General features: G+C 71.4%; 22 protein-coding genes. 6 read left to right on the top strand and 16 right to left on the bottom strand.

Translation table 11 applies throughout. From position 1 onward, the window contains the following. Positions 1-212 precede the first annotated feature (212 nt). Positions 213-1,037, top strand: a complete 825-nt coding sequence (locus BLV96_RS25365) for a dienelactone hydrolase family protein (RefSeq protein ID WP_086679265.1) — start codon at positions 213-215, stop codon at positions 1,035-1,037. 10 nt (positions 1,038-1,047) lie between these two features. Here the strand turns inward: BLV96_RS25365 and BLV96_RS25360 are convergent, their stop codons facing one another. The 5 genes from BLV96_RS25360 to BLV96_RS25340 form a co-directional block, all read right to left on the bottom strand. Continuing rightward, positions 1,048-1,506: a hypothetical protein gene (locus tag BLV96_RS25360; protein ID WP_086679266.1), complete on the bottom strand. Its 459-nt coding sequence runs from the start codon at positions 1,504-1,506 to the stop codon at positions 1,048-1,050. Between the two features lie 22 nt (positions 1,507-1,528). Continuing rightward, positions 1,529-4,066, bottom strand: a complete 2,538-nt coding sequence (locus tag BLV96_RS25355; RefSeq protein ID WP_086679267.1) for a WXG100 family type VII secretion target — start codon at positions 4,064-4,066, stop codon at positions 1,529-1,531. Beyond that, the gene (locus BLV96_RS25350; protein WP_244180449.1) at positions 4,066-4,377 is read right to left on the bottom strand and encodes a hypothetical protein; all 312 of its coding nucleotides are present in this window, start codon (positions 4,375-4,377) and stop codon (positions 4,066-4,068) included. The genes BLV96_RS25355 and BLV96_RS25350 overlap by 1 nt, the downstream gene beginning before the upstream one ends. 142 nt (positions 4,378-4,519) lie before the next feature. Beyond that, complete coding sequence (locus BLV96_RS25345; protein ID WP_086679279.1) at positions 4,520-4,780, bottom strand: acyl carrier protein; 261 nt, start codon at positions 4,778-4,780, stop codon at positions 4,520-4,522. After that, on the bottom strand, positions 4,773-6,317 hold the full coding sequence (locus BLV96_RS25340) for a fatty acyl-AMP ligase (protein ID WP_086679269.1): 1,545 nt from the start codon (positions 6,315-6,317) through the stop codon (positions 4,773-4,775). The genes BLV96_RS25345 and BLV96_RS25340 overlap by 8 nt, the downstream gene beginning before the upstream one ends. A 30-nt stretch (positions 6,318-6,347) precedes the next feature. On the opposite strand from BLV96_RS25340, the gene BLV96_RS25335 reads away from it, so the two are divergent. Beyond that, positions 6,348-7,229: a cytochrome P450 family protein gene (locus BLV96_RS25335; RefSeq protein ID WP_086679270.1), complete on the top strand. Its 882-nt coding sequence runs from the start codon at positions 6,348-6,350 to the stop codon at positions 7,227-7,229. Here the strand turns inward: BLV96_RS25335 and glmM are convergent. From glmM to rplM, 3 genes are all read right to left on the bottom strand, one after another. After that, positions 7,215-8,549, bottom strand: a complete 1,335-nt coding sequence (glmM, locus tag BLV96_RS25330; protein WP_086679271.1) for a phosphoglucosamine mutase — start codon at positions 8,547-8,549, stop codon at positions 7,215-7,217. The two genes, BLV96_RS25335 and glmM, sit on opposite strands and share 15 nt — an antisense overlap. A 163-nt stretch (positions 8,550-8,712) precedes the next feature. Then, the gene (gene rpsI / locus BLV96_RS25325) at positions 8,713-9,234 is read right to left on the bottom strand and encodes a 30S ribosomal protein S9 (protein WP_086679272.1); all 522 of its coding nucleotides are present in this window, start codon (positions 9,232-9,234) and stop codon (positions 8,713-8,715) included. Between the two features lie 14 nt (positions 9,235-9,248). After that, positions 9,249-9,701, bottom strand: a complete 453-nt coding sequence (rplM, locus tag BLV96_RS25320) for a 50S ribosomal protein L13 (RefSeq protein WP_086679273.1) — start codon at positions 9,699-9,701, stop codon at positions 9,249-9,251. 261 nt (positions 9,702-9,962) lie between these two features. Between rplM and BLV96_RS25315 the strand changes: the two genes are divergently transcribed. Next, a complete protein-coding gene (locus tag BLV96_RS25315) occupies positions 9,963-10,856 on the top strand; it encodes a hypothetical protein (RefSeq protein WP_086679274.1) in 894 nt (297 codons plus the stop codon). Between the two features lie 29 nt (positions 10,857-10,885). Next, the gene (locus BLV96_RS25310) at positions 10,886-11,572 is read left to right on the top strand and encodes a DUF4333 domain-containing protein (protein WP_086679275.1); all 687 of its coding nucleotides are present in this window, start codon (positions 10,886-10,888) and stop codon (positions 11,570-11,572) included. Positions 11,573-11,651: 79 nt separating this feature from the next. On the opposite strand, the gene BLV96_RS25305 is transcribed toward BLV96_RS25310, so the two are convergent. The 5 genes from BLV96_RS25305 to eccCa form a co-directional block, all read right to left on the bottom strand. Continuing rightward, positions 11,652-11,942 carry a WXG100 family type VII secretion target gene (locus tag BLV96_RS25305; protein ID WP_086679276.1) on the bottom strand — a complete coding sequence of 97 codons (291 nt, stop codon included), beginning with the start codon at positions 11,940-11,942 and terminating at the stop codon, positions 11,652-11,654. A 61-nt stretch (positions 11,943-12,003) separates the two neighbouring features. After that, the gene (locus tag BLV96_RS25300) at positions 12,004-12,333 is read right to left on the bottom strand and encodes a WXG100 family type VII secretion target (RefSeq protein WP_086679277.1); all 330 of its coding nucleotides are present in this window, start codon (positions 12,331-12,333) and stop codon (positions 12,004-12,006) included. Between the two features lie 254 nt (positions 12,334-12,587). After that, positions 12,588-12,944, bottom strand: coding sequence for a hypothetical protein (locus BLV96_RS25295; RefSeq protein ID WP_086679278.1), 357 nt, complete (start codon positions 12,942-12,944; stop codon positions 12,588-12,590). Positions 12,945-12,962: 18 nt separating this feature from the next. Further along, positions 12,963-14,972 carry a type VII secretion-associated protein gene (locus tag BLV96_RS25290; protein ID WP_091389503.1) on the bottom strand — a complete coding sequence of 670 codons (2,010 nt, stop codon included), beginning with the start codon at positions 14,970-14,972 and terminating at the stop codon, positions 12,963-12,965. A 206-nt stretch (positions 14,973-15,178) separates the two neighbouring features. Beyond that, on the bottom strand, positions 15,179-19,189 hold the full coding sequence (gene eccCa, locus BLV96_RS25285) for a type VII secretion protein EccCa (protein WP_086679376.1): 4,011 nt from the start codon (positions 19,187-19,189) through the stop codon (positions 15,179-15,181). Between the two features lie 305 nt (positions 19,190-19,494). On the opposite strand from eccCa, the gene eccD reads away from it, so the two are divergent. Together eccD and BLV96_RS25275 are read left to right on the top strand one after the other, a co-directional pair. Next, positions 19,495-20,859 carry a type VII secretion integral membrane protein EccD gene (eccD, locus tag BLV96_RS25280; RefSeq protein WP_086679375.1) on the top strand — a complete coding sequence of 455 codons (1,365 nt, stop codon included), beginning with the start codon at positions 19,495-19,497 and terminating at the stop codon, positions 20,857-20,859. 20 nt (positions 20,860-20,879) lie between these two features. After that, positions 20,880-22,517 carry a S8 family serine peptidase gene (locus BLV96_RS25275; protein WP_086679374.1) on the top strand — a complete coding sequence of 546 codons (1,638 nt, stop codon included), beginning with the start codon at positions 20,880-20,882 and terminating at the stop codon, positions 22,515-22,517. A gap of 40 nt (positions 22,518-22,557) precedes the next feature. On the opposite strand, the gene BLV96_RS25270 is transcribed toward BLV96_RS25275, so the two are convergent. The 3 genes from BLV96_RS25270 to eccB form a co-directional block, all read right to left on the bottom strand. Next, the gene (locus BLV96_RS25270; RefSeq protein WP_086679373.1) at positions 22,558-23,673 is read right to left on the bottom strand and encodes a WXG100 family type VII secretion target; all 1,116 of its coding nucleotides are present in this window, start codon (positions 23,671-23,673) and stop codon (positions 22,558-22,560) included. After that, positions 23,673-23,990, bottom strand: coding sequence for a hypothetical protein (locus BLV96_RS25265; RefSeq protein WP_208608313.1), 318 nt, complete (start codon positions 23,988-23,990; stop codon positions 23,673-23,675). The genes BLV96_RS25270 and BLV96_RS25265 overlap by 1 nt, the downstream gene beginning before the upstream one ends. 67 nt (positions 23,991-24,057) lie before the next feature. Continuing rightward, entirely contained in the window at positions 24,058-25,701 is a 1,644-nt protein-coding gene (gene eccB / locus BLV96_RS25260) for a type VII secretion protein EccB (RefSeq protein ID WP_086679371.1), read from the bottom strand. Positions 25,702-26,041 lie beyond the last annotated feature (340 nt).

Raw genomic sequence — 26,041 nt, 5'->3', positions numbered from 1 at the left:
CGGCCGCTCTGCCGGTCTCGCCTGCGGCGAGGGCGACGGCCTGACGGCCGAGCCGGCCGGACGTGAGCCGACTCCTGCCGGAATGTCATGAAAGAGTCGTTCACCTCGCCCGACGACATGAACGAGTCGTTCATGTCGTCGGCGCCCAGGCTGCGAGCGGCGCGCCGGGCGGCGAGCGCGCCCCGGTCCCTCCCGCACAGTAGGGTTCCCGCATGGCCAGCAAGCCCAAGCAGCTGCTCGCGGAGTTGACGCACCCGGGTCCGCACGAGGTCCTGCGGGGCAACCTCGCCCTGGTCGGGCTGCCCGGCGTCGTCTACACACCACGCGCCGGGCTCGGGTTGCCCGCCCTGGCCTTCGGGCACGGTTGGCTGCAGCCGCCCGATCGGTACCGGCAGCTGCTGCACCACCTCGCCAGCTGGGGCATCGTCGCCGCCGCGCCCGCCACCCAACGGGGGCCCCTGCCCTCGCACCGGCTGCTCGGCGCCGATCTGCTGACCACCCTCGACGTCGTCACGACCGTGCGGCTCGGGCCGGACGGCATCAGCGTCGACCCGGCCAAGCTCGGCCTCGCCGGGCACTCGACCGGTGGGGGCTCCGCCGTCCTCGCCGCGGCGACGGACGCCCAGGCCGAAACCCCTCGGATCAAGGCCGTCGCCACCATCACCGCCGCTCAGACGATGCCGCCCGCCACCGAGGCGGCCAAGGCCATCACCGTCCCCGGGCTGCACCTCGCCGCCGAAGAGGACCTCGTCGCCCCCAAGGTCGGGCACGCCGAGGCCATCACCGACGCCTGGGGCGGCGAAGACGTTCAGCTGCGCACGCTCGGCAAATCGACCCACCTGGGCGTCACCGAGGGCAAGCACTGGTCCCAGCTGATCATGCACGGCAAGCCGCACCGCAAGACCCAGCAGCTCACGCGGGCCCTGTTCACGGCGTTCTTCCTCACCCACCTGACCGGCACCGACAAGTACCGGCCCCTCCTCGAAGCGGACGTCAAGCGCGCCCCCATCGAGCGCGAGGAAGAACCCGCGCACTGACCCCTGCGGGTCAGACCAGCCAGCTGGTGCTGGAGAAGTCGTCCTCGTCGTCGGGCTGACGCGCGTGGCGGCCCCGCTTCGGCTGCTCCGGCGCCGGCGGCGGCGCGGGCGGCTCCGGTGCGGGAGGCGCGGCCTGGACCGGGGTCCCGTAGCTCGGCGTCGGGTACGGCGTGCGGCCGGTGTCGGCCTCCTCGTCGGCGACGCCGAACTCCATCAGGGACTCGCGGCCCTTGTCGGCCAGCGTCTTCTCCGTCGCCCAGCCACCCGCGCTCTGCTTGCGCTTGTTGAGCTCGTCCATGTGCTCGGCGTACTTCTGCGCGGCCGCCAGCTCGTTCTTCAGCCCCTCGCGGGCCTGCGTCTCCGCTTCGGCGACGCGGCGTTCGCGCAGGCCCCGCTGCTCGTCCTGCTCCCGCGCCGCGGCGTCCATCGTCGAGATCGCCGCGCGGTACCGGTCTTCGGCGCTGGTCATCGCCGACCCTCCTCAGCCCTGATCACCGGTCGTACCGGATCGAACGGTCACCCTCGTCGTCGAGCGAGCCGCTGATCCGGCCCTTGGCGCCGCTCGTCTCGAAGACGCCGCCCTCGATGCGGTACTGGCTCGGCCCGCGCTGCTGGTCGCCACCGCCACCACCCGGCGAACCGCCCATGCCGCCCATCATGCCCATGCCCCCCATGCCGCTCATCCCGCTCATGCCCGACGAGCTCGCGGCGGCCTGGTGCGCGCCCGGGTCGACCGGGGTCGCACCGAGCCCGCCGCCGTCGGACATCGGGAGCGACGTGTCGCTGCCGGTCTGCGCGCCCGGGTCGAGCGACACCGCGCCGGCGAAGTCCGCGGACCCGCCGCCGGTGACGGCGGACCCGAAGTCGCTCGCCCCCGCCGTGGTCGTCGCGTCGCCGCCGCCACCGCCGGCCACCCCGGAGTCGCCGCCGGCACCCGCGTCGGCCACGGCCACCGCCGGCTCCGCGCCGACGCTTCCGCTGCCGCCGAAGTCGCCGGAGAAGTCCTGGCCGCCCGGGGCGACGAACCCGCCCTCGCTCGACGCGCTCCGCGTGAAGCCCGGGTCCGGGTTGTCCGGCGCCGGGTCCTTCGTGACGGCCGACTCGGCGCTCGCGTCGTGCTTGATCGCGGAGCTGCTGCCGTCGGTCGACGCCGGATCGGTCTTGAGGTCGCTCGCCTTGGGATCGTCCTTCTCGTCGAGCGTGTACGTCGTCGGCTCGCCCTTGCCGTCGTCGACGGTCACGATCGTCGGGCCGTCCGGCCCCTCCGGCCGCTCGGCCGTGATCTTGAGGTTGCCGTCCTGGATGTGGATCTTGCCGTCCGGGCCCGGCTTGTAGCTGCCGTCGGCGGAGGGCTGGCCCTCCTTGACCGCCTGCGAGCCCTGGGGTCCGAAGGTCGAGCCGTCCTTGGCGCCGTCCTTGCCGTCCTTGCCCGCATCGGCCTTGTCGTCGTCACCCCAGTCGAGGTGGTAGTCCTTCTTGTTGCCGTGGCCGTCGTCGACGGAGATGTCCTGCTTGCCCTCCTTGTCGGGCTCGGACATCTCGATCGTGTTGTCGCCCTTCTTGACCGACACCGTGTCGGTGTCGTCGGTGTCCTTGATGGCCTCGCCGGTCGTCGGGTCGATCGGGTACGGCTTGCCGGTGTCCGGGTCCATCTCGAGCGGCTTCCCGGTGATCGGGTTCTTGCCGTCGTCGGGTTTGGCCGGGTCTTCGGTCTTGGGCGGCTCGGCCGCCGACGGCGTCGTGCTGCCCCCGCCGCCGGTGCCACCGCCCGTACCGCCGCCGGTCCCGCCCCCGGTGCCGCCGCCCGTGCCGCCGCCGTTGTCGTTCTTGCCGGGGCCACCGGTGTTCTCCTTGCCGCCGTCGTCGGTTCCCTTGCCGGGGTCGCTCTTGGCCTCGGTCAGCTGGTTGCGGTAGCCGTCCATGAACTTCGCCAGCGCGCCGAACTGCTGGTCGATCGTGTCCTTGGCCGACTTGCACGAGCCGTTGAAGGCGGTGATCAGGCTCTGGTACTCGGTCGTGAACGCGCCGTCGCGCCAGTAGCGGCAGACGTTGCGGCCGTACTCCTTGTTCTCGTCGTTGAAGCCGCAGTCGTCGTTCTGCAGCCGCTCGGCGAGGTTGGTCTGATTGCCGTTCTTCGCGTTGACGGCGTCGACCCAGCCGGCGACCTTCATGAAGTCGTCGAACTCCTCGGTCTCGCCGTTGGCGATCTTGAGGACGTCCCGGGCCATGTTGATGTCGGCCTGGGCGATCGTCGTGCGGTGCAGCTGCAGGACCTCGTCGACCTTCTTCTTGACGGCGTCGTAGACGTGCGTCACGGTCTGCGGGATCAGCTTCGCGGCGCCGTCGATCTGCTTCGACAGCTCCTGGGCGTGCGGCTTGACGGTCTCGTCGTACTTGATCTCCGCCGCGTTCGCGCCCTTGCCCTTCCACTCCCCGAAGAGGGTCTGGAGCTCGGTGTCGCTCTTGCCGAGGGTGTCCTCGACGACCTTGTGCGCCTTGCTCAGGTCGTCGGCCTCGGTGAGGAACTTCTGGAACTGGATGCCGCGGTTCTCGTGGAACTTGTCCTTGAGGTCCTTCTGCGAGTCGATGTGGCCCGACCCGCCCTTGATCTTGTTCCAGATGTCGTCGGTCCACAGGGCCAGGAAGTCGACCGTGATGTTGCCCTGGTCGAGCATTTCGTCCGACGTCTTCGCGCCGACGCCCAGGGTGGGGGTCGCGATCCCGTCGAGGTTCTTCTTCGCCTGGTTCTTGCGGTCGGTCTGGGCCTGCTGCTCCTTGCCCTTGGCCGCCCCTTCTTGCTGGGCTTCCTTCAACCGGTTGTCGACGTCCTCGCCCGAACCGATCGACGGCGTCTTCGCGTCGAGCCAGGTCCGGTCGGAATACCCGTCGATGTATTCCTTGGCGTACTTCTCTTCCTCTTCGTTGAAGTTCCAGGTGTTGTCGTCGTACGCCTCCATGAGCGCCGACTTCTTCTCCATGGAGACGTTCGGGTCGTCGAGGACCTTCTTGATTTCCGCCCAGTCGGCCATTACTTGCTCCCCGCCGCGTTCGCCCGTGCGCCGGCGTCCTGCTCCTGCGCGTTGTACTTGGAGCCCGCGGTGCCGATCCCGGAGCTGAGGTTCATCAGCGCGTTCGAAAGCCCGGTCATGCCGGCGCCGATCTGGTCGATCCCCGACTTGTACTTGCCGAAGCTCTCCTGGTGCACGCGGCCGAAGTCGACGGCGGCGATTTCGGTCGGCGCGACCTTCGACGCCTCGGTCGCCGGGTCGTCGGCGGCGTCGGCGAGGCGGATCTGCGCCCGCGTCATCGCCTCCGAACTCGCTTCATAGCCGTTTGGCATGGTCGCTGCCCCCTTCGATCCCACAGTCCCTTGCTCGGTGTTCGAGACTGTGACGCGCCCGGCCGCCGTTCGGTGCCGTCGCAGATGCACACAGAGTCTAGCGTTCGGGCGAGCGGCCTACCTGGGCTTCGCGGAAGTGCACCTAGCCGGTGGGGCGCTGGGCCGCGACCGCCTCGGAGATCACCTCGGCGACGCCGCGGACGTCCACCAGCCGGTCGAGTTCGTCGAGGTCGACCGACACGCCGTAGCGCACCTCGACCCGGGCGAGCAGCTGGACGCGCTGCCGGGACGTCAGGCCGACGTCGTCGAACGGGGTCGTGTCGCCGAGCCGCTCCGGCGGGATCTCCAGCGCGGTGCAGACGATCTTGCGGATCTCGTCGGCGTAGGCGCCCGCGTCATCCATGGCGCCCATTCTCGCCCCACCACCGGTCGCGGGCCGCGGCGCGGGACACCTTGCCGCTGGACGTCCGCGGCACCGCGCCCGGCGGCACCAGCCACAGGGCGCGCAGCGGCAGGTCGTGGCCCGCGGACACCGCCCGCCGCACGGCCGTCTCGACGTCGTCGCCGGGTGCCGTGCAGCCGGCCACCACCGCGACGCCCTCGCCGCCGCCGTCCCGCACGGCGAACGCGGCGACGCGCGCCCGGCGGATGGCGGGGTGCGCGGCCTCGACGGTGGCCTCGATGTCCTGCGGGTGGTGGTTGCGGCCGTCGACGATGATCAGGTCCTTGAGCCGGCCGGTGACGTACAGCTGTCCATCGTGGACGAACCCGAGGTCACCGGTGCGCAGCCAGCCGTCCTCGGTGAAGGTGTCACCGCGGTCCGGCCGGCCCCAGTAACCGTCGGCGACGTTCGGGCCGGCCACCCAGATCTCTTTGTCGACAATGCGGATCCGCTGGCCGTACGGCCGCCCCACCGATACGTGCGGCTCGCCGTCGAACGCCGTGATCGTCGGACCCTCGTCGCCCGCGCTCGCGACGAACACCGTCGCCTCGGCCAGGCCGTAACACGGCTTCAGGGCGGTGCGCGGCAGCCCGAACCGCGTGAAGGCGGTATGGAAGGCGTCGAGGCTGGCCGCGCGGATCGGTTCGCTGCCGTTGAGCACCGAGTTGACGTGCGAGAGGTCGACGTCGTCCAGCTCGCCCGCGGCGTCCGCGGCCAGGTCGAAGGCGAAGTTGGGCGCGGCGGTGATCGCGCCGGGGTGTTCGGCGAGCAGCCGGATCCAGCGCAGCGGGTCGCGGACGAACTCCATCGGGGTGAAGAACACCGAGTGCGCGCCGAGGAACACCGGCGTGCCGATGAGCAGGACCAGGCCCATGTCGTGGAAGAACGGCACCCAGCCGGCCAGGTGGGTCGACGCGCCGGCGTGGTAGCACCCGGTCGTCTGCCAGCAGGCGGCCGCCAGCGCGCGGTGCGAGATCACGGCGCCGGCCGGGCGGCTCGTCGAGCCCGACGTGTACTGCAGGTACGCCGGATCGCCCATCGCCACTTCGGCGGGTGGCTCGGCGTCGTCCGGCTCGATGTCCTCGACGGCCAAGGCGACCACCGGCGGGAGCTTGTCGAGGAGGTCCTTCGAGGTCAGGCAGGCTGCCGGGGTGGCGTCGGCGAACGCCGAGTCGATCCGGGCGCGGCCGGTGCGGCCGGTCGGGACGGACAGCGGCACCGCGATCCGGCCCGCGTAGAGCGTGCCGAGGAACGCGACGACGTACCCGAGGTCCTGCCGGGCGACGATCGCCACCCGGTCGCCCGGCTCGGTGCGGCGGCGCAGCTCCCGCGCGACACCGCGGACGCGCGCGAGCACCTGCGGCCAGGTCAGGGTGTGATCGGCGGGACCGGGGAAGGTGCGGCACGTGAACGCGGGCCGGTCGTCGGCGGCGTTGCGGAGCAGGTAGTCCGTGAACGGGGTGGTCAGGACCTCTTCCGGGACGTCTGCAGGCGGCACGCGCTCATCCTGCCCTACCGTGTCGAAGCGATGGACGACTTCGAGCGGCACGGGATCGGCGTGGTCACCGGCCGCGACGCGTGCGCGCGGGCCCTGCGCTCCCCCGAGCTGACGTCGGATCCCGGCAGCGGGTCGCCGAGCGTGCTGCTGCGCGACGGCGACGGCCACGCCCGGGTCCGCGGGGTGCTGCGGGAGATCATCGCCGGGCTGGAACCCCTGCCGGCGCCGGTGCGCACCGGGATCGAAGCCGTGGTCGACGGCCTGGGGTCGTCGTTGGACCTGGTGCGCGACTTCGCGCGGCCGGTGGCGGGCTTGGTGACGGCGGCGGTGCTCGGGGTCGACCTCGACGACGTCTTCCTGGACCACCTGGAGCGGACGACGGCCAACCTCGACGTCTTCGGCGGCGCCGACCGCGCGGGGCAGGCGTCGGCGTTCCGGCTCGCGGTGCAGCTGAGCCGGACCCCGGCGGGGCCGGGCGGGCTGACGGCGTTACGGGCGGCCCACTCGGCCGGCCGGCTCGACGAGGACGAGCTGGCGCTCAACGCCGTCGTCCTGGCGCACGCGGCCTACGAGAACTCGTTGAACTTCTTGGCCTGTGCCGGGCTGGAGCTCGCGACTTCCGGGCCGCGGAGTGTCCGTGAGCTGGTGACGACGGTCTGCCCGGCCCGGTACGTGCTGCGGTTCGGGCCGGACGGTCCGCTGGCGGTGTCCCTGGCCGACGGGTTGCCGTTCGGCCTGGGCCGGCACGCCTGCCCGGGTTCGGGCGTCGCGCTGGCCGAGGGCGACGTCGCGCTCACGGCCCTCGCCCGGCACCTTGAGCCCGGCTGCGAAGTCCGAGACGTGGTGTGGAAGACGCACTCGGTGTTCCACGGCCTGGCGAAGGCCGTGGTCACCCGATCAGGAAACCGCTGAAACCACGCCGGCCAGGCGGTCGGCCGCGGCCTGGGCCGTCGACTGGGCCGGGGCCTCGACCATCACGCGGACCAGCTGCTCGGTGCCGGACGGGCGCAGCAGCACCCGGCCTTCCTCGCCCAGCTCGGCCTCGACCGCGCCGACGGCGTCGCGGACCTCGGTGGAGTCGGCGACCGCCGCCTTGTCCGCGACCGGGACGTTCACCAGCACCTGCGGCAGCCGGTTCATCACCGCGGCCAGGTCCTCCAGGGACTTGCCCGTCTCGGCCATGCGGCTCATCAGGCGCAGGGCCGTCAGCAGACCGTCGCCCGTGGTCGCGTGGGCGGGCAGCACGACGTGGCCGGACTGCTCGCCGCCGAGGGCGTAGCCGCTCGCGCGCAGCTCCTCGAGGACGTACCGGTCGCCCACCGCCGTCGTGACGACGTTCACGCCGTGGGCCTTCATCGCCAGGTGCAGGCCGAGGTTGCTCATCACGGTCGCGACCAGCGTGTCCTTCACCAGCTCGCCGGACTCGGCCAGCGCGAGGGCCAGCACCGCCATGATCTGGTCGCCGTCCACGAGCTCACCCGCGGAGTCGACGGCCACGCAGCGGTCGGCGTCGCCGTCGTGGGCGATGCCCAGGTCGGCGCCGTGCGCGACGACCGCCTCGCGCAGCTTGTCCGGGTGGTTCGAGCCGCAGTGCTCGTTGATGTTGACGCCGTCCGGCTCGGCGAACAGGGCCACGACCTCGGCGCCCGCCCGGCGGTAGATCTCCGGCGCGGCGGCCGACGACGCGCCGTTCGCGCAGTCGACGACGATCTTCAGCCCGGCGAGCGAGTGCGGCGTCGCGCTCAGCAGGTGGGTCGCGTAGCGGTCGAGGGCGTCGTCGACGTCGTGGACGCGGCCGACACCGGCGCCGGTCGGGCGGACCTTGCCGTCCGCGAGGCCGGCTTCGATCTCGTCCTCGATGCCGTCGGGGAGCTTGTGCCCGCCCGCGGCGAAGAGCTTGATGCCGTTGTCGGGCATCGGGTTGTGCGACGCGGAGATCATCACGCCCAGGTCGGCCTCGAGCGAGCCGACCAGGTAGGCGACGGCGGGCGTCGGCAGGACGCCGACGCGCAGGACGTCGGCCCCGGCGGACGTGAGGCCCGCGACGACCGCGGCCTCGAGCATCTCGCCGCTGGCGCGCGGGTCGCGGCCGACGACCGCGACCGGCCGGTGCGAGCGGTCGTGCGCGGCGAGCACGCGGGCGGCGCTGGCGGCCAGCGCGAGCGCGAGTTCCGGCGTCAGCTCGGCGTTGGCCAGGCCACGTACCCCGTCGGTACCGAACAGGCGTGCCATCGATCGACCTCCTTGTGGAATGACCACGACAACCTGGCGACCCTGACGGACCGCCTTCCCTGAGTGTCGCTCCCTCGGCAGGAAACGACACACCCCTGAAAAACACCGGAGCGCCCATCCGATGGACGGATGGGCGCTCCGGGTGGTTGCGCCAGAGGCGCGATCAGCGCTTGCTGTACTGCGGGGCCTTGCGGGCCTTCTTGAGGCCGTACTTCTTCCGCTCCGTGGCGCGCGCGTCACGGGTCAGGAAGCCGGCCTTCTTGAGGGCCGGGCGGTCGTCCGCGTCGACCTCGACGAGCGCGCGGGCGATCGCCAGGCGCAGCGCACCGGCCTGGCCGGAGACGCCGCCGCCGTGGAGGTTCGCGAAGATGTCGAACGAGTCCGGCTTCTCGACCGTGACCAGCGGCTCGCGGATGAGCTGCTGGTGCACCTTGTTCGGGAAGTACTCCTCGAGGGTGCGGCCGTTGAGCTTGAACACACCGGTGCCCGGGACGACCCGCACGCGGACGACGGCCTCCTTGCGGCGGCCGACGGTCTGCGCGTTGCCGCCGGCGGCACGCGACGGGCGCGGCGCGGCAGCGGACTCGCTGGTGGCGACCGGGGTCTCGCTGGTCGCGACGGCGCCGGTCTCGGTCGCCTCGGTGGCCTCGACGACCTCGGGGGTCTCGGTCTCGGTGCTGGTCACAGACTGTTCCTCACTCACTGCGCGACCTGCGCGATCTTGGTGATCTCGCGCGCCTGCGGCTGCTGCGCGGCGTGCGGGTGCTGCGGGCCGGCGTACACCTTCAGCTTCTTCGCCTGGGCGCGGCCGAGCTTGTTCTTCGGCAGCATGCCCTTGACGACCTTCTCGACCAGGTGCTCGGGCTTGGTGTCGAGCAGCTCGCCGAACGAGCGCTTCCGCAGACCGCCCGGGTAACCGCTGTGCCGGTAGGCGAACTTCTGCTCGCGCTTGTTACCGGTGAGCGCGACCTTCTCGGCGTTGACGATGATGACGAAGTCACCGGTGTCCACGTGCGGGGCGTAGGTCGGCTTGTGCTTGCCGCGCAGCAGCGTGGCGACCTCGGTCGCCAGCCTTCCGAGCACGACATCCTCGGCGTCGATCACGTGCCAGGCACGAGTGAGATCGCCGGGCTTGGGGCTGTACGTGGGCAAGGGTCTACCTCGTCGTCAACATTGCGTGTGGGTTCTGTGCGGGCCTAGCGCTTACGCGCCGCAGCGCACAACGACACGTAAAGATACCCGCACGCCCACCGTACCCGTGCATCGGGGGTGGGTTGACGCGCCCCTACCAGGCTCCGACCGGCCCGGGCGCAGCGGGACTCTACCCGGTTTTCGCGTCGAAGTGCCTGCACGCGTCGCCCCGACACGCGAGGATGAGACGATCCGGGCGGCACCATCGAGCAGGGGACGCGCATGAGCAGACGACCGACGGCGATCTTCGTCCTGGGCGCCATCCTGGCCCTGGTCAGCGCCTGCGGCACCGCCAAGGCCGGCACCGCGCTGCCGAAGGGCGACGACGCGGCGGACTACGTCGGCGCGAAGTTCGAGCAGGTCATCGGCAAGCTCGGGAACGCCATCACCGACACGCGCGACGTCACCAACTCGCTGGACGCCTACTTCAAGTTCGACGACAAGTGGATCCACAGCACGGTGACGTCGGCGCGCACCGGCAGCCCGGAGAGCCGGGCGGTGCGGCACCGGTCGCAGAAGAACCCGGACGAGATCATCGACACGTACACGCCCGCCGACGGCCCGGTCGAGTACACCTACCTCGGCCCGATGTACGTCCAGAAGGGCGTCTCGCCGACGGCTTGGGTGTCGATGCCGAAGCCGGAGGCCGGCCTGGTCCAGCCGTGCGTGTGGGGCGGGGTCCTGACCCCGTGCCGGATGGCCGACTCGACCGTGGACGCCTACCAGGCCGACAAGCGCGCGGTCCGCGGGGCGAAGAGCCTCGGCGACGGGAAGACCGCGCTGACCGTCAACGTGCCGTTCGGGGTCTTCGTCAAGAACAAGGTCGAGATCCTGCCGCCCAGCATCACGGACCAGGTCGGGCCGGAGCTCAAGAAGGCCATGGTGCCGAGCACGATCACGCTGAACCCGGACGGCAGCCTGGTCTCGTTCGTGATGGACGCCAAGTTCTCCGGCGACGGCCACAACGTCGAGCTCAAGTACGACTTCCGGTTCACCGGCAAGGCGAGCCTGCAGGACATGCCGAAGCTGCCGGACGCGGCGCAGATCACGGTGCTGCCCGACCGCGCGGCGATGAACGACTTCTACCGCCGGCTCGGCGAAGCGCAGGGCAGCTGACGCGTGACCACGACCCGAGGTGATCTCCGATGAGTCAACCGCCCGGCCCGCAGCAGCCGCAGTGGTGGCAGCCGCCGACCAACCCGCCCGGCCCGCCGGCGGGGTGGCAGGAGCAGCAGGCGACCGGCCCGCACGCCGGGCAGTGGCAGCAGAACGCCGACCCGGGCGCGACGTCCGGTTCCTACACGGGCCAGTGGACGCCTTCCCAGCAGCAGGGCTCCGGGTCGTTCTCGGGACCGTGGCAGCCGGGTCAGCCGGGCAGCGGTCCGTGGCAGCAGCCGGGCACGCCGAGTGGCGGACAGCCGGCGCCTGCTCCCGCTCCGCAGCCGCAGTACGGCGGCGGGTTCCAGCCGGCGCAGTACGGCGGCCTGGGCGCGTTCCCGGTGGAACCGGAGAAGAAGCCGAAGTCGAAGAAGCCGTTGCTGATCACCGTCGCGGTGGTCCTGGTGCTCGCGATCGGCGGCGGGCTGGCCTGGCTCCTCGGCGCGTTCCGCGGCGACGTGCTGGAGCAACAGTCCCTTGAGGACGGTGTGGTCAAGGTCCTCAACGAGAGCTACGGCGAACCGGACGTGACGAACGCGCAGTGCCCGGCGAACGAAGCCGCCCAGAACGGCACGACGTTCGACTGCACGGTGAAGATCGGCGGGCAGGACAAGAAGGTGACGGTCCGGGTGCTCAACGACCGCCCCGAGTACGAAGTCGGCGCGCCGCACTGAGATTTCCCTTGCCGCGCAAACGAAAACGGCGGGCCCCGCACCGGAGTGCGGGCCCGCCGTGGTTTCCGGGGTTACCGGCTCAGAACAGGCCTTCGACGGCGTTGTCCGTGGCCTGGTAGCCGTTGGCGATCTCCGGCAGGGCGGCGGCGATCTGCGCCAGAACCTGCTTGAGGTCCTCGAACTTCTGGTCCCAGGTGCGCTGGGCCTGGTCGTACTGCTCCTTCGCGGAACCGGTCCAGGTCGTGACCAGCGGCTTGAGGTCGTCCTTCAGACGGTCGAACGCCGCCTGAAGCTCGCCGCCGGTGCTGTTGCAGTCTTCGGCCGCCGCGTGGATGGTGGCGTAATTGACGACAATGCCCGCATCGGACATGCTGCGCTCCTTCTGTACAGAGAAAGTTTTGGTGGTGCGAAAGGAAGTTCAGGGGTGGAGCTCAGCCGAGTGCGTCGAAGCCCTTGTTGACGGCCGCGAGGATCTCCTGCTGCTGCTGCTCGGAACGCTCGTACTTCGAACCGGCCTCGCGGAGGAGCTCCGCGATGCGCTGCAGCGCCTGGTTCATCTGGCGGGCGTCGTCGTCGAACCGGGTCATGACGTTGTCGAACGCCTTCTGCGCCACACCCTGCCAGCCGGCGCGGGTGGCCTCGATGCGGTCGCGCAGCGTGACGAGGTTGGTGTCCATCTGGGCGCGGACCTCGGTCACGCGGCCTTCGGCCTCGCTGAACTGCTGGACTGTTCCCTGGAATCCGGCTCCGGCGGAAGTCATGCCGGTACCCCCTTCTTAAGAGTGTTGGTCGGCCGTAGTGAGCTTGTTCGTTTGTACGGCCCTACGACGCAGACCCTGCCACGTCCGGTTCCCCCTTGTCGTGCTTTGCCCGCAAGTAGTTGCTTGCGTGAACGCTCTCTCCGGGAACCGATCGCGACGGGTATTGCGCGAACGCCCCGACCTGGCGATGCGTCACTCGAAAAAGCGTTCTCCACCAGCGTGGTTAGCACACGCACAGCAATCGGCGACGGCGTTCAGCCGTCGCGTTTCATGATTCGCATCTGGGAAAAGTCTTCGTCCTCGTCACCCGTTCGAGGGGCACGAGCGGTGGATTGCGAACGCGAAGGAACCGAATCGGCGGGATCGGGAACCGCCGGGACCGGCAACCCGCGGGCGCGGCGGAACCGTTCAGCGGCGGCACGCAGCGTGCCGGGCGTCGGGTCGCCGGACTTCGCGCCGCGGCCGCTGCGCTTCAGCAGTTCGACGTTTTCGCTGTGGTGCCGGTAGGTGCGCGCCTTCGCGTTGCCGGCGACGCGCCGGGCGTGGGTCACCGCGTCTTCGCCGGTGCGCCGGAAGGCCGCCGCGGCGCTGTCGAACTCTTCGGACGGCACCGGGTGCCCCCCTTTCTCTCAGCCGAGGATCTCGACCGTGCGCACGGCCTGCGTGCACGCGGCGGCGACCCGGTCGCGCAGTTGCGCCGTGGCGTACTGGCAGCCGACGTGGACGCGGATCCGGCCCTTCGCGACGACGTACCAGTCGACCTGGAGGTCGGGCCGGTCCTTCTTGACCTCGTGGTAGCCGATCACCGTCTTGCCGGCGTACGACAGGCTCGGGTTGAACGCGCTGTACTGATCGGGTTTTTCTTCAGCGCCGCCCCGGAGGTAGTCCACGAGCTTCTGCGGGTCCGCCGTCGCGTCGTAGTCCATGACGTACTCCTGCACGACCACGAGGTCGTTGCCGTCCCGGGACTCCTGCGGGTGGATCACGACCTGCTTCTTGGCGACCTGGTCGTCGGTCTGGACCCAGTCCTCCGGCGAGACGAACTTGAAGTCGTACTGCGAAAGCGTCCGGCCGGTCTCGGCCTGGCTGCCCGAGTCCTTGAACACCAGGAAACCGACGACGAGCGCGGCCACGACGACCACGGCGCCCGCGACGATCCCCCAGAGCTTCCCGCGGCCCTTCTTCTCCGGCTGCGCGGGCCGGGTGGGGGTGCTGAGCCCCTGGGCGGGCTGGCCGGCGGGCGGGGTCCACGGCCGGGCGGCCGGCTGCCCGTGGGGCGGCGACGGCGGGGCCGCGCGGTTCGGGAACCCGGTGGGCCCCGGCGGCCCGGGCACGGCGGCGGGTGGGCGCGGCGGCGCCGGGCGCTGGTCCGCGGGTCGCGGGGCGACGTCGCCGGGGCGGACGACCTCCGTGCGCTGCGCGGCCGGGCCGAGGGCACCGCCGGGCACCGCGCCCAGGCGCGCCATGGCTTCGCCCGGCAGCGCGCCGGTGCGGTCCGGGTCGACCAGCACCGCGCGCAGCGCGCCGCGTGCGACGACCGTCTCGGGCTGGTCGAGGCTCGTCGGCACGACGCCGGTGCGTTCGTGCACCAGCCGGGAGATCATCGGGATCCGGCTCGACCCGCCGACCAGGAAGATCGCCGTGAGCTGCTTCGGCCGCAGGCCGGCGTCGCCGATCGCCGCGACCGTCAGCTCCACCGCGCGGCCCAGCGGCGCCGCGATCAGCCGCTCGAGGTCCTCGCGCGTGACGTGCGCGTCGGCGAACGGCGGCGGCATCGGCACGTCGGTGTAGGCGTGCCGCGAAAGCGTTTCCTTGGCCCCGCGCACGTCTTGACGCAGCACGCGGCGGCGGCGCCGGTCGACCATTTCGCGGCCTTCGACGAGCTGCCGCCACGCGTCCTGGTCGGCACCGGCCACGAGCGAGCCGACGTGCTCCAGCAGCGCCTGGTCGATGTCCGCGCCGCCGAACGCGGGGTCGCCCCGCGTGGCGAGCACCTGGAAGCCGCCGCGCTGCGGCCGGCCGGCCCGGTCGCGCGCGGTGTCCGGCGGCAGCCGCCGCACCACGCTGACGTCGACCGTGCCGCCGCCGAGGTCCAGCACCGCGAGCGCGTCGCCGGGGCGGCCGCTGAACTCGACGGTGCGGTCGTTCGTCACGTCCTGCGGCGCGAACGTCGCCGCGTGGTAGACCGCCGCCGCGACCGGCTCGGGCACCAGGGCGACCTCGCGCGCCAGCCCGCCCGCGGCCTGCCGCAGCAGCCGGGTGCGGATCGCGCCCCAGTCCGCGGGGTGGGTCAGCACCAGGAGGTCGACCTCAGCCTCGCCGGCGAGGCGGCGGGCTTCGGCGACCGCGCGGCCCAGCACGGCGTGCACGACGTCGGTGACGCGCAGGACGCTGTCGCCGAGCAGCAGGTCACCCTCGTCGATCCGGCGCTTCGGGTTCGGCTCGTACCGCGACGGGTCGACGGCCGCCTGCCGCTCGGCCTCCTGGCCGACGAACAGCGTGCCGTCCGCCGCCGCGAACACCGCCGAGGACATCAGGGGCTGGCCGTCGATCACCACGACCTGCGGGTCGCGCCCGTTCACCGAGGCGACGACGCAGGTGCTCGACGTCCCGAAGTCCACCGCAACCCGGACCGTCACCAGCAGCTCCCGCAGTAAAGTTCGCGATCCCCCGCGTCCGTCCGGCCGGACGCGCCCTCGGGGAGGAACCTACCCACCCCGCCGGGCCCGCGTCCGGCCACCCTGTTCCCGATCCGGCCAAAAGTAGGCCGCCCCGCCGGACCACGTAACCGTTTCACGAAACCGTTCGGCCGTGACTGTGGCCGGATCGGGAATCAACGGCACCGTCAGTCGGGGTTGATCCACGACACCTGGATCAGCTGCTTGCCCGACTTCCGGGTCAGCAGGTTGCCCCGGCCCGGCGGCATCGCGCTCGGCTTGATGTTGCCGACCAGCGCGCCCTCGTCGCGGGAACCGTTCATCACCATGCCCGGCGCCGCGATCTCCTTCAGCTTGCCGATGATCGGGTCGTACATCGCCTTCGACGCACCACCGGTGCGCCGCACGACCACCAGGTGCAGACCGACGTCCTTGGCCTGGGGCAGGAAGTCGGAGATCTTCCGCAGCGGGTTGTTCGACGAGGTCGCGACCAGGTCGTAGTCGTCGACCAGGATGAACAGCTCCGGCCCCTTCCACCACGACCGCGTCTTCAGCTGCTCCTGCGTGACGTCCGGGCCCGGCAGGCGCCGCGTCATCGAGTTGAAGACGTCGCCGACCATGCTCTCCAGCTGCGCCGCCGACACCGCGTAGCCCAGCAGCGAGTCGCCCTGGACGAAGCCGAGCATCGTGCGCCGGTAGTCGACCAGCAGGATCAGCGCTTCCTTGCTGGTGAACCGCTCGGAAATACCGCGGGCGATCTGGCGCAGCAGGTTCGTCTTGCCCGACTCGCCGTCGGCGAACGCGTAGAAGTGCGGCTCGGCGTTGAAGTCCAGGTAGATCGGCTGCAGGTCCTCTTCGTTGACGCCGATCGGGATCAGCTTGGAATCCCGGTGGGCGTCGAGCTTGAGGACGTCCTCGTAGCCGATCATCTCCGGCAGCAGGCGGACCTGCGGCGCGACCCGGCCGCGCCAGGCACCCTTGATCTTCGCCACCGCGTCGGCCACGCCGGCCGCGATCGTCTCCGGGTCGCTCGAGCCGTCGATCCGCGGGAGGCCGCCCAGCATGTGCAGCTTCTCGCGGGTCAGGCCGCGGCCCGGGCGCCCCGCCGGGATGTTGACCGCGACGCGGCGGTCGATGTCGGACTCGGTCGGGTCACCCAGGCGCAGCTCGAACCGGGTGCCGATCATGTCTTTGATCGCCGGGCGGATGTCGGCCCACCGGTTCGCCGCCACGATCACGTGCACCCCGTAGGACAGACCCTGGGTCGCGATCCGGGTGATCGTGGTCTCGAGCTCTTCGAAGTCGTCGCGCAGGGCGCGCCAGCCGTCGACGATGAGGAACGCGTCGCCGAACGGGTCCTGGTCGGCCCGGATCTCCCCGCGGCGCTTGCGGTTGCGGAACTCGGTCATCGAGTCGATGCCCATCGCCCCGAACCGGCCTTCCCGCTCGGTGAGCAGGGTGGTCAGCTCGGCCACGATCCGGCGGGCCTTGTCCGGCTCGCGCCGGGCCACCGCCACGCCACCGACGTGCGGCAGGTCGGCCAGCCCTGCCAGCGTGCCACCACCGAGGTCGAGGCAGTAGAACTGCGCCTCTTCCGGCGTGTGCGTCAGCGCCATCGACATGATCAGCGTCCGCAGCATCGTCGACTTGCCCGACTGCGGCCCGCCCACGATCACACCGTGGCCGGCCGAGCCGGAGAAGTCCGCCCACAGCGGGTCACGCCGCTGCTCGTACGGCCGGTCGACGATGCCCAGCGGCACCTGCAGGCGCCCGTTGCCGAAGAAGCCGACCGGGGACAGGCCGCGGTCGTCGGTCGGATTCAGGTTCGGCAGCAACGTGTCGAGGGAGTTCGGCTCCTTCAGCGGCGGCAGCCACACCTCGTGCGCCGGCGGGCCCTGCCCGATCAGCCGCGACACGATCACGTCCAGCTCGGACGGCTCGACCGCTTCCTCGGACTGCGGCTGCTGGGCCACCGGGGCTTCGATCTGCTCCGGTTCCGGTTCCTTCGGCAGTTCGACGAAGTCCGGGACGAACAGCTGCGGCCGCTTGTCCGCGCGCACCACCGTTGCCGCCGGGCCGGCGGCCTGGATGCCGGCCGGCCGGTACGGACCCGACACGTACGAGGCCTTGAACCGCACCAGCGTCGAGGTGTCGAACTTGAGGTAGCCGCCACCGGGGACCGACGGCAGCTCGAACGCGTCCGGCACGCCGATCGCCGCGCGGGATTCCGCCGCGGAGAACGTCTTCAGGCCGATCCGGTAGGACAGGTGCGAGTCCAGGCCGCGCAGCTTGCCCTCTTCCAGGCGCTGCGAGGCGAGCAGCATGTGCATCTGCAGCGACCGGCCCAGCCGGCCGATCGCGACGAACAGGTCGATGAAGTCCGGCTTCGCCGCGAGGAGTTCGGAGAACTCGTCGCAGACGATGAACAGCGCGGGCAGCGGGTCGAGGTCGGCGCCGTTTTCACGGGCTTTCTCGTACTCCCAGACGTTCTTGAAGTTGCCGCCGTTCTTCAACGCCTCCTGCCGGCGGTTCATCTCGCCGGCGAGTGCGTCCTTCATGCGGTCGACCAGCGTGACCTCGTCCGCGAGGTTGGTGATGACCGCGGAGACGTGCGGGGCCTTGTCGAGCCCCAGGAAGGTCGCGCCACCCTTGAAGTCGACGAGGACGAAGTTGAGCGTCGACGAGGAGTGCGTGGCCAGCATGCCCAGCACCAGCGTGCGCAGGAACTCCGACTTGCCGGAACCGGTCGCGCCGATGCACAGGCCGTGCGGGCCCATGCCTTCCGCGGCGGCTTCCTTGATGTCCAGCTCGACCGGCTGGCCGTATTCGCCGACACCGAACGGGACGCGGTAGCGGTCCCGGATCGGGCGCGGCCGCCACGCCTGCTGGACGTCGAAGGTCATCGGGTCGCCGGGGATGCCGAGCAGCTCCAGCAGCGACGGGTTGGACAGCAGCGGCTCTTCGTCGCCGACGTCCTGGCCGGCCGCACCGCCGACGCGGTACGGCGAGATGAGCCGGGCCAGCGACTCGGTCTCGACCACGGACAGCGTGTCCGGGCGGCCGAACCACTCGACGCCGCCGGCGCTGCGCGCGCCCAGGCGGTCGGGTTCGACGACGAGCCGCAGGCCGCGGCGGGCGGCGAGGTTGCCGATGGAGTCGGACAGGTCGACCAGCGTGACGCCGACCAGGCCCTCCTCGAGGATGATCTGCTCTTCGCGGGTGACCTCGGCGTCGTCGACGATGATCACGACGTGCGGCTGGTCCGGCGCCGGGGTGGCGTTGCGGGAGAACCGCTGGCGGTCACGCAGTTCTTCGTCGAGCCAGTTTTCGATCTGGGCCAGCGAACCGGCCATCATGCGGAGCTGGCCGATGCCGTCGGACAGCGTGGGGTGCTGGGCGTGCGGCAGCCACTTCGCCCACTCCCACTCCTCCTTCGCCCGGCCCGCGGTGGCGATCGCGATCAGGACGTCGTCGGGGCTGTGGAAGGTGACCAGCTGCGCGAGCATCGCGCGGGTCAGGCCGCGGGTCAGGGCGCGGTCGCCCTGCATGCTGACCGCGGCGAACCCGCGCAGCGTGATCTGGGTCGGCAGGTCCGGCACGATCGAGTGCGCGCGCACGAACCGGCGCAGCGCGAGGGTGGCGATCGGCTCCAGCTCGTCGACCGGCCCGGTCTGCGGCGGGACCAGCCGCGTCGCGAGGCGGTGCGAGCTGCGCCCGACGCGCAGGTGCAGGAAGTCCTGGTCGTTCTGCCGGCGTTCCCACATGCGGCGGCTGGCGGCCAGCGGCCAGAGGGACTGGGGGTCGGGGTGCACCCACTCCAGCGCGGCGCGCTGGTCGACCATCGCCTCGCGGGCGCGGTCGCGCATCTGGCCCAGGTAGCGCAGGTAGTCCTTGCGGTCTTCGTCCATCTCGGCGCGCTTGGCGCCGCCGCCCTTGCCCCCGCCGCCGGCCATCATCCCGAGCGTCCCGACGACCATCATGCCGCCCATGGCCATCATCATCGGGTTCCGCCCGCTGGCGGTGAACATGAAGACCATCATCCCGAGCGACGCGAAGATCATGACGATCGGCAGCGCCTTCATCACGATGTTGCCGGGGATGACCCGGGGCACCTCGGGCGGCGGCTCGAGGTGCACCTCACCGCCCGGCGGGCGCGGTGCCGCCAGCCGCGGCGACTTCTTGAACTGCAGCGTGCTCATCGAAGGACCCCTCATTCAAAACTCGACGATGGCGGCCACCGCAAGGTGTGCGAACAACCTATCGAACGGCCAGGAGGAATTCCGGCGGATGCCCGAACCCCTCGTGAACCGTGCCCGCCATCGCCAGGCGAGTGTACGGCCTGCCACCGACAGTAACGCCCGGTTCCGGGACCCGACCTGCGGATGGCGGTGATTTTCGGACGTTCGGTGATACCCGCACCGGCGTTCGGTATAAGTTCCCCCGGGAGCAGTCTCGACCGAGCGGGGGCAGTGCAGTGGCTACGGGCACGACAGTTTTCAGCAGGGTGACGGTCGTCGCGCCGTCCACCCGGATCGACGTGGCGTTGCCCGCCGACGTCGCGGTGGCCGATCTCCTGCCGATGCTCCTGGACATGGCCAAGGAGTCGTCGCCCGATGGCGGGGCGCGGCACGGCGGCTGGGCGCTCGCCAAGCTCGGCGACGCCCCGCTCGACCCGAGCCGGACGCTCGCCTCGCTCGGCGTCGTCGACGGTGAGCTCCTGCAGCTGCGCAAGCGCAACGAGAACCCGCCGCCGCCGCTGTACGACGACGTCGTCGACGCCATCGCCGAGTCCTCGCCCGACAGCTTCCGGCCGTGGACCAAGGAGACGGCGAACCGCTTCGGGCACGTCGCGGGCGGGCTGGCGCTGATCGCCGCCGCCGTCGCGCTGTTCATGAGCGGCTCGCTCTACGGCGGCAACGCGCTCGGCGCCGCCATCGCCGGCGGCATCGGCGCCATCGCCTGCGTCGCGGTCGGCGCCACGCTCGCCAAGGCCTACAACGCGGAAGCCACCGGCGTCCTGATCGCCGCGGCCGGCGGGCTGCCGCTGGCGTTCGTCAGCGGCTTCTACATCGTGCCCGGCCTGTCCATGCGGGCGAACCTGCTGCTCGGCGCGGTCCTCGTCATCATCGTCGCGTCGGTCTGCATCATGGTCATCGGCGCCGGCATCACGACGTTCATCGCCGCCGCCACCGCGGGCACCTTCGGCGCGCTGGCCTTCCTCTTCGGCACGCTCGTCGCGCACCCGGGCGCCGGCATCGCGGCCGGCACGGTCGCGGTCGCCCTCGCCTGCATCTCGATCCTGCCGCGCGCCACGATCTGGCTCGCGAAGCTGCCGCTGCCGCACGTCCCGAGCAACGCCGAGGAGCTGAAGGAAGACTCCGGCTTCCCGGACTACCGCGCGATCGAGCGCCGCACGGCGATCGCGCACAACTACATGACCGGCCTGATGATCGGCTGCGGCGCCACGGTCGCGCTGGCCGCGATCATCGCCGCCACCGCGCCCGGCGCGTTCGGGATCATCCTCGGCGTCGTCGCGACGCTCGTGCTGCTCCTGCGCGCCCGCGCGTACGCGAACGGCAGCCAGGCGATCGCCCTGCTCACCAACGGCCTGGTCGCGGCGACCGGCATCGGGATCGGCTGGCTCGTCACGGCGAGCGCGCAGAACCGCCTGCTCTACGTCTTCGGCGCGCTGGTCCTGCTGGCCGCGGGCGCGCTCGTGGTCGGCGTGATCTTCCCGAACCAGCGCTTCTCGCCGCCGCTGCGGCGCACGGTGGAGATCATCGAAGCGCTCTGCATCGCGTCGGTGCTCCCGCTCGCCCTGGGTGTGATGGACCTGTACACCACCCTGCGGCACCTGAACTTCAAGTGACCGGATCGGGTGACTCTCGGATGGCACCAGGACGCCGTTTCGGCGCAACCCGGCGAACCACGACGGCCCTGATCGCCGGCACGCTCGGCGTCCTGGTCCCGGTGGGCGCGACGGTCCCGGCGTGGGGCCAGGCGGCGCCGGCCGACGGTTACTTCGCGACGCCGCCGCCGGTGGACATGAGCAAGCTGATCCCCGATTCCCGGGGACCGGACAAGAAGTACAAGCAGTCGAAGGGCTGCGTCCAGCGCAGCACGCTCGGTCAGAACATCGTGCTGAAGAACCGGCCGTGGGGCCAGGAGTACCTGCAGATCTCCAAGGCCCAGGAGATCGTCCGGGCCGCCACGAACGGCGGCGCCGGCGCGGGCGTCAAGGTCGCCGTGGTCGACACCGGCGTGACGAAGCACCCCTGGCTGCAGAACCGCCTCGTGTCCGGCGGCGAGTACGTCGCGACGCCGAACGGGAAGCAGCCCGGCCTCGAGGACTGCGACGGCCACGGCACCGAGGTCGCCGGCATCATCGCGGCCAAGCCGGACGACCCGGAGGTCGGGTTCGTCGGCGTCGCCCCGGACGCCACGATCGTGTCCTACCGCCAGCTGAGCGAGAACTACGAGCCGGACACGTCGACCTCGACGCCGAACCCGCCCGCCAGTTCGAGCGGGACGCCGTCGTCGAGCACCAACCCGCCCGCCGGGTCGGAGTCCTCGCTGCCGCCGAGCACCGAAGGCGGTGGCGGCGGTTCCGGTGCGGGCGACGGCGACCGGACGTCCCCCGGCCAGACGAACGGCGGGCGCCAGCTGGAGAAGGCCGGCACGGCGGGCACGCTGAAGACGCTGGCCGAGATCATCCGCGGCATCGCCGAGCGGCACGAGGCCGACATCATCAACATGTCGGTCGACAACTGCCGTCCCGCCGACGGGCGCATCACCGACGGCGAGCAGCAGGTCCAGGCCGCCGTCCACTTCGCCGCGTCGCAGGGTGTCGTGATCATCGCCGCCGCGGGCAACGCGACGGACACCTGCCCGCAGAACGACCAGCCGGACGCGCGGCGGCCGAAGACGATCGTGACGCCGCCGTGGTTCGCCGACGACGTGCTCTCGGTGGGCGCGATCGACGAGACCGGCGGCGTGGCCCCGTTCAGCGTCCACGGCCCGTGGGTCGGCGTCGCGGCGCCGGGGACGCAGATCATCTCGCTCGACCCCGCGGAGAACTCCTCGGGTCTGGCGAACCTGACGTTCGAGAGCGGCGACAAGGCCAGCGCGATCCAGGGAACGAGCTTCGCGGCGCCGTACGTGGCGGGCCTCGCGGCCCTGGTCAAGGCCAAGTACCGGAACCTGGACGCGAAGGGCATCATCAACCGGATCAAGGAGACGGCCCAGCACCCGGCGGCCCCGGGCGGGCGCGACAACTTCGTCGGCTACGGGGTCATCGACCCGGTGGCCGCGCTGACCCAGAGCCTCCCGTCCGAGGTGGGGAACCTGGCGCCGATCCCGGCCCCGCAGGTGGCCCAGCTCCCGCCGGCGAACGACAACAACAAGACGCCGATGATCGTGGCGCTGGCCGGCACCGGCGGTGGTCTGGTGGCGTTGCTGATCACGCTGTTCGTGATGCGCACGATCCGCCGCAACCGCCCGGCCGAACCGGTCTCGACCCGCCGCTGAACGAAACCCGGCCCGCGGTTCGCCGCGGGCCGGGTCCGGGTCACTTCGCCGGCGGGGCCGGCGGTTTCTTCTTCTGCTGCGGCGCGTTCTCGTCCTCGCCGATCACCGGCGGGGCCACCAAACCGGGCTCTCCCAGCAGTTCCGACGACGACGTCGTCGGGCGTGTCTTCGGCTGCCGGCGACCGCCGCCGCCTCCGCCGAACGAGCCGAACCCCATCATCGGCATCATCGGCATGCCCGACGTGCTGTGGTTCGCCGCGCTGTCCTGGGCCGGCGCCGGCTGCGGAGCCGCGTCGGCGGGCTGCGCCGCGTCCGGTGTTCCCACGCCCGTGTGCTTCGGCTCCGCCGGGTCCCCGCTCGCCGACGAGGGGGTCAGCACCTCGTCGGAACCGGCCGGAGAGCCGGCGGCCGCGGTGGTCGTCGCGGCGGATTCCGGTTCGTGCAGCTGAAAACGTTCCCCCGGGTACCGGTGCGCGATCTCGATGCTGCGTGCGGTCGCGTCGGGGTCGTCGACGCCGTCGCAGAGCCGGTCGAACGCCTCCAGGACGTCCCGCGCGGTCTCGTACAGCGCCTTCGCCGAATCCTGCGTCTCCCGCAGCTGCGTCCGCGCCCGCTTGGTGCCGCCGCTCGGCAGCATCATCGTCTCCGAGATCAGGTCCGCGGCGTCGACCAGGACCTCGGCGAGGTCGACGACGACGTGGCGCAGCGTCGTCACCAGCTCGTCGAGCGCGTCCGCGAGGACCGTGAACGCCTCCTGGAGGTCACCGCCCGCGGCGCCGATCTCCCGCATGTACGCGACGAACGCGTCGGCGTCCCGGCCCGCCCAGCCGGCGTCGAGCCGGCCCAGGCGGTCGTCGAGCCGCGCGGACACGTCGGCCGCCGCCGCGGCGGCGGTGCGCAACCGCCCGGCTTCGGCACCGAGGTCACCCCAGCGGCCGAGCAGCGGGCGGAAGTACGTCTCGACCGGGTCGATCAGCCCCAGCTGCCGGGAGACGTCGGTGAGGTAGGCCAGGTACGGCTCGGCGGTGGCGGCGATCTCGTCGCCTTCGGCGTCCGGGGCGAAGGCCACCGCGGGCGCGGTGGCCACCGGGGCGGCGGCGCGCTTCGCCAGCGGGTGCGGGATGGAGTCCGTGGAACCCTCCGGCTCGGCGAACATCATTCCGTCCTGCCCGCGCGCTCGATCAGCTCCGCGGCCTCCGCGTCCTGCCCGCTGTGGCGGACCGTGACGTGCCGCAGCGCCTCCGCCGCCGACTTCAGCGCCTCGGCGCCGTCGACCAGCTGACGCCGCAGCGCACCCGCCGCGCGGCCGTAGGACTCACCGAGGCCGATTTGCGTCCCCAGCGCGCCGTAGGACTCGCCGGAGACGCCTTCGCCCCCCACTTCCGCCGCGGCCGCGTGGAGGTCGTCAGCGGCCTCCTCGGCGGTCCGGGCGTACTCGGCGACGACCACGCCGTCCATCCTCAAGCCGGACATGGCACCTCTCCGCTCACCAGAAGACCGTTCGAGCGTGTGACGTCCGCTGCCGCCCGCCGGTTCCGCCTCAGCCGCCCGCCTGCTGCGTCTGGGTCGGGAACGAGCCGGCGTTCGGGTCGATCGGCACCGAGTCGAACTGCTTGAGCACGTCCTGGGTGTTCAGCGAGGAGCCGGTCGGCAGCAGGCCGATGATCGACTCGGGCGCGGGCTGCCGGTTGTTCAGCCCGATCGCGTCCGCGGTCGCGGCGTCCGGGACGCTGTAGCGGATCCCGCGGTCGGAGATCAGCTGGATCGCACCCTTGCCGAAGCTGGCCTGGCCGGTCGCGGACTGCACCACCGCGGCGAAGCCGGGCTGGAGGTAGAAGCCGGTGATCGGCACGCGGTTCGGGCCCGGCGTGGTGACCTTGGTCGTGGCGAACTTGGCGCCGTGGCTGTTCTGGCCCGGCAGCTGCGTGTCGATGTACACCGAAGTGTGGCCGTCGCGGTTGGCGCCGTCGCCGACCACCGACCAGCCGAGGCAGGCGACCGCGGAGTTCTTCGTCGCGTCGAGCACCGTCGGCACCGAGCGCGGGAAGTCGTCGACCTTGATGTAGTCCGGGTCGGTCGGCTGGAGGACGCGGACGCCGTTCAGCTTGTCGAGGCCCATCGTCTGGATCCGGCCGGAGCTGCCGTTCTTGGCCACGCGCATGATGTCGGCGACCGCGTTGGACACCTTCTGGATCCCGTTCGTCGTGATCGCCCAGAACTCCGGGTCCGCACCGGCCGGCTGCGTGGCGAAGACGTCTCCCGCGCTCAGCCCGCCGAAGTCCCCCGGGGCCGCGCCGTCCGGGATCTGCGGCGGGGTCAGGCGCGAGACTTCGGGGATCGCGTTCAGCAGGCCCTGGGTGATCTTCCGCGGCTTCTCGTTCAGCTGCAGCGCCGTCGACACCGCGTTGTGCGAGTCGGAGGTGTCGATCTCGGCGCGGACCGTGTTGGCGTTCGGGCGGTTCTGCGTGCTCGGCAGGCGGTAGATCAGGTAGGTCTTGCCGTTGTCCGCGGCCGCCAGCAACGCTTCCTTCTCACCCAGCTCGGTGCCGAGACCGCTCGGGGCGACGCCGCCGAAGACGTAGGTGTCGGTCTTGCCGATGTCCGGGTTCGGCTGGGTCGGGTCGAGCAGAACCTGGTCGCACACGGCCCAGTTGGGGGAAATGCGCTGGGAATCCGAGGGCATCAGCTGCGGTCCGTCCGGAATTCCGGTCAGTTTTCCGCGCGGAATGTCCTTCAGCTGCTCGTCGGAAACGACCGTGGGATTCTTCACAGCCGCGGCGCTCGGCGACGCCGGGGCGGCCGCCGCGGTCGCGCCGCTCGCGCCACCCGTGTTCGATTGTTGCTTCTGCTGGGCCAGCAGGAGAAGCCGAGCCGACGCGAGGTTGAACGTCGGGACAAGGGTCTTCGGGTTCCCCGCCATCACCACGTAGACCGTGCCGGATTGTTCGCCGATCACGATGTTCCCGGCATCGGGCACCGACGGCGCCGGGCTGAGCAGCCCCCAGACGACGAACACGATCATGCCGAGCGCGCCCAGCACGACACCCACGATGGTCGCCCTCGTGTGGGTGCGCATCGGGTCGTGCAGCATCACGGCGTCCCGCCGGACCAGCGCCGACTGCATCCGCCGCAGGACGAACTGATACGCCTGAACCTGAGACTTAGTCGTGGGTGTTGATGGCATTCTCGACCTACAGCTCTCCCCGTCGCGGTACGGTTCCGCAGGATAGCCGTACGGGGACCGTCTGGTGTGGGGTTTCTACCAACTCAAGCTAGGGTCGGACACCCCGGGACCCGGCTTCCGGGTACGCAGCAAGCACGAGGGGAAGAGAAAGCGCGGATGTCCGTCACCAACCCTCCACGTCCGCCTGGCCCGCCCGGGCCCCCGCCGCCCGGCCGTCAGCCGGGCCCGCCACCCCGTCCGGTGAGACCCGGTGGCCCCGGCGGTCCCGGAGGTGTCCCGGGGGGTCCTGGTGGACCCGGCGGACCCGGTGGTGGCCCCGGCGGACCCGGCATGCCCCCGC

The sequence above is a fragment of the Amycolatopsis pretoriensis genome, assembly GCF_900107925.1.
Classification (GTDB): Bacteria; Actinomycetota; Actinomycetes; order Mycobacteriales; family Pseudonocardiaceae; genus Amycolatopsis; species Amycolatopsis pretoriensis.
The sequence above is the reverse complement of the archived record's forward strand: the minus strand, read 5'-3'. Positions and strand labels throughout refer to the sequence as shown.

Excerpts from the sequence above, each read along its gene's own strand:
- BLV96_RS25365 (WP_086679265.1), top strand. The coding sequence starts at position 213 with ATGGCCAGCAAGCCCAAGCAGCTGCTCGCGGAGTTGACGCACCCGGGT.
- BLV96_RS25360 (WP_086679266.1), bottom strand. The coding sequence starts at position 1,506 with ATGACCAGCGCCGAAGACCGGTACCGCGCGGCGATCTCGACGATGGAC.
- BLV96_RS25355 (WP_086679267.1), bottom strand. The coding sequence starts at position 4,066 with ATGGCCGACTGGGCGGAAATCAAGAAGGTCCTCGACGACCCGAACGTC.
- BLV96_RS25350 (WP_244180449.1), bottom strand. The coding sequence starts at position 4,377 with ATGCCAAACGGCTATGAAGCGAGTTCGGAGGCGATGACGCGGGCGCAG.
- BLV96_RS25345 (WP_086679279.1), bottom strand. The coding sequence starts at position 4,780 with ATGGATGACGCGGGCGCCTACGCCGACGAGATCCGCAAGATCGTCTGC.
- BLV96_RS25335 (WP_086679270.1), top strand. The coding sequence starts at position 6,348 with ATGGACGACTTCGAGCGGCACGGGATCGGCGTGGTCACCGGCCGCGAC.
- glmM (WP_086679271.1), bottom strand. The coding sequence starts at position 8,549 with ATGGCACGCCTGTTCGGTACCGACGGGGTACGTGGCCTGGCCAACGCC.
- BLV96_RS25315 (WP_086679274.1), top strand. The coding sequence starts at position 9,963 with ATGAGCAGACGACCGACGGCGATCTTCGTCCTGGGCGCCATCCTGGCC.
- BLV96_RS25310 (WP_086679275.1), top strand. The coding sequence starts at position 10,886 with ATGAGTCAACCGCCCGGCCCGCAGCAGCCGCAGTGGTGGCAGCCGCCG.
- BLV96_RS25305 (WP_086679276.1), bottom strand. The coding sequence starts at position 11,942 with ATGTCCGATGCGGGCATTGTCGTCAATTACGCCACCATCCACGCGGCG.
- BLV96_RS25300 (WP_086679277.1), bottom strand. The coding sequence starts at position 12,333 with ATGACTTCCGCCGGAGCCGGATTCCAGGGAACAGTCCAGCAGTTCAGC.
- eccCa (WP_086679376.1), bottom strand. The coding sequence starts at position 19,189 with ATGAGCACGCTGCAGTTCAAGAAGTCGCCGCGGCTGGCGGCACCGCGC.
- BLV96_RS25275 (WP_086679374.1), top strand. The coding sequence starts at position 20,880 with ATGGCACCAGGACGCCGTTTCGGCGCAACCCGGCGAACCACGACGGCC.
- BLV96_RS25270 (WP_086679373.1), bottom strand. The coding sequence starts at position 23,673 with ATGTTCGCCGAGCCGGAGGGTTCCACGGACTCCATCCCGCACCCGCTG.
- BLV96_RS25265 (WP_208608313.1), bottom strand. The coding sequence starts at position 23,990 with ATGTCCGGCTTGAGGATGGACGGCGTGGTCGTCGCCGAGTACGCCCGG.
- eccB (WP_086679371.1), bottom strand. The coding sequence starts at position 25,701 with ATGCCATCAACACCCACGACTAAGTCTCAGGTTCAGGCGTATCAGTTC.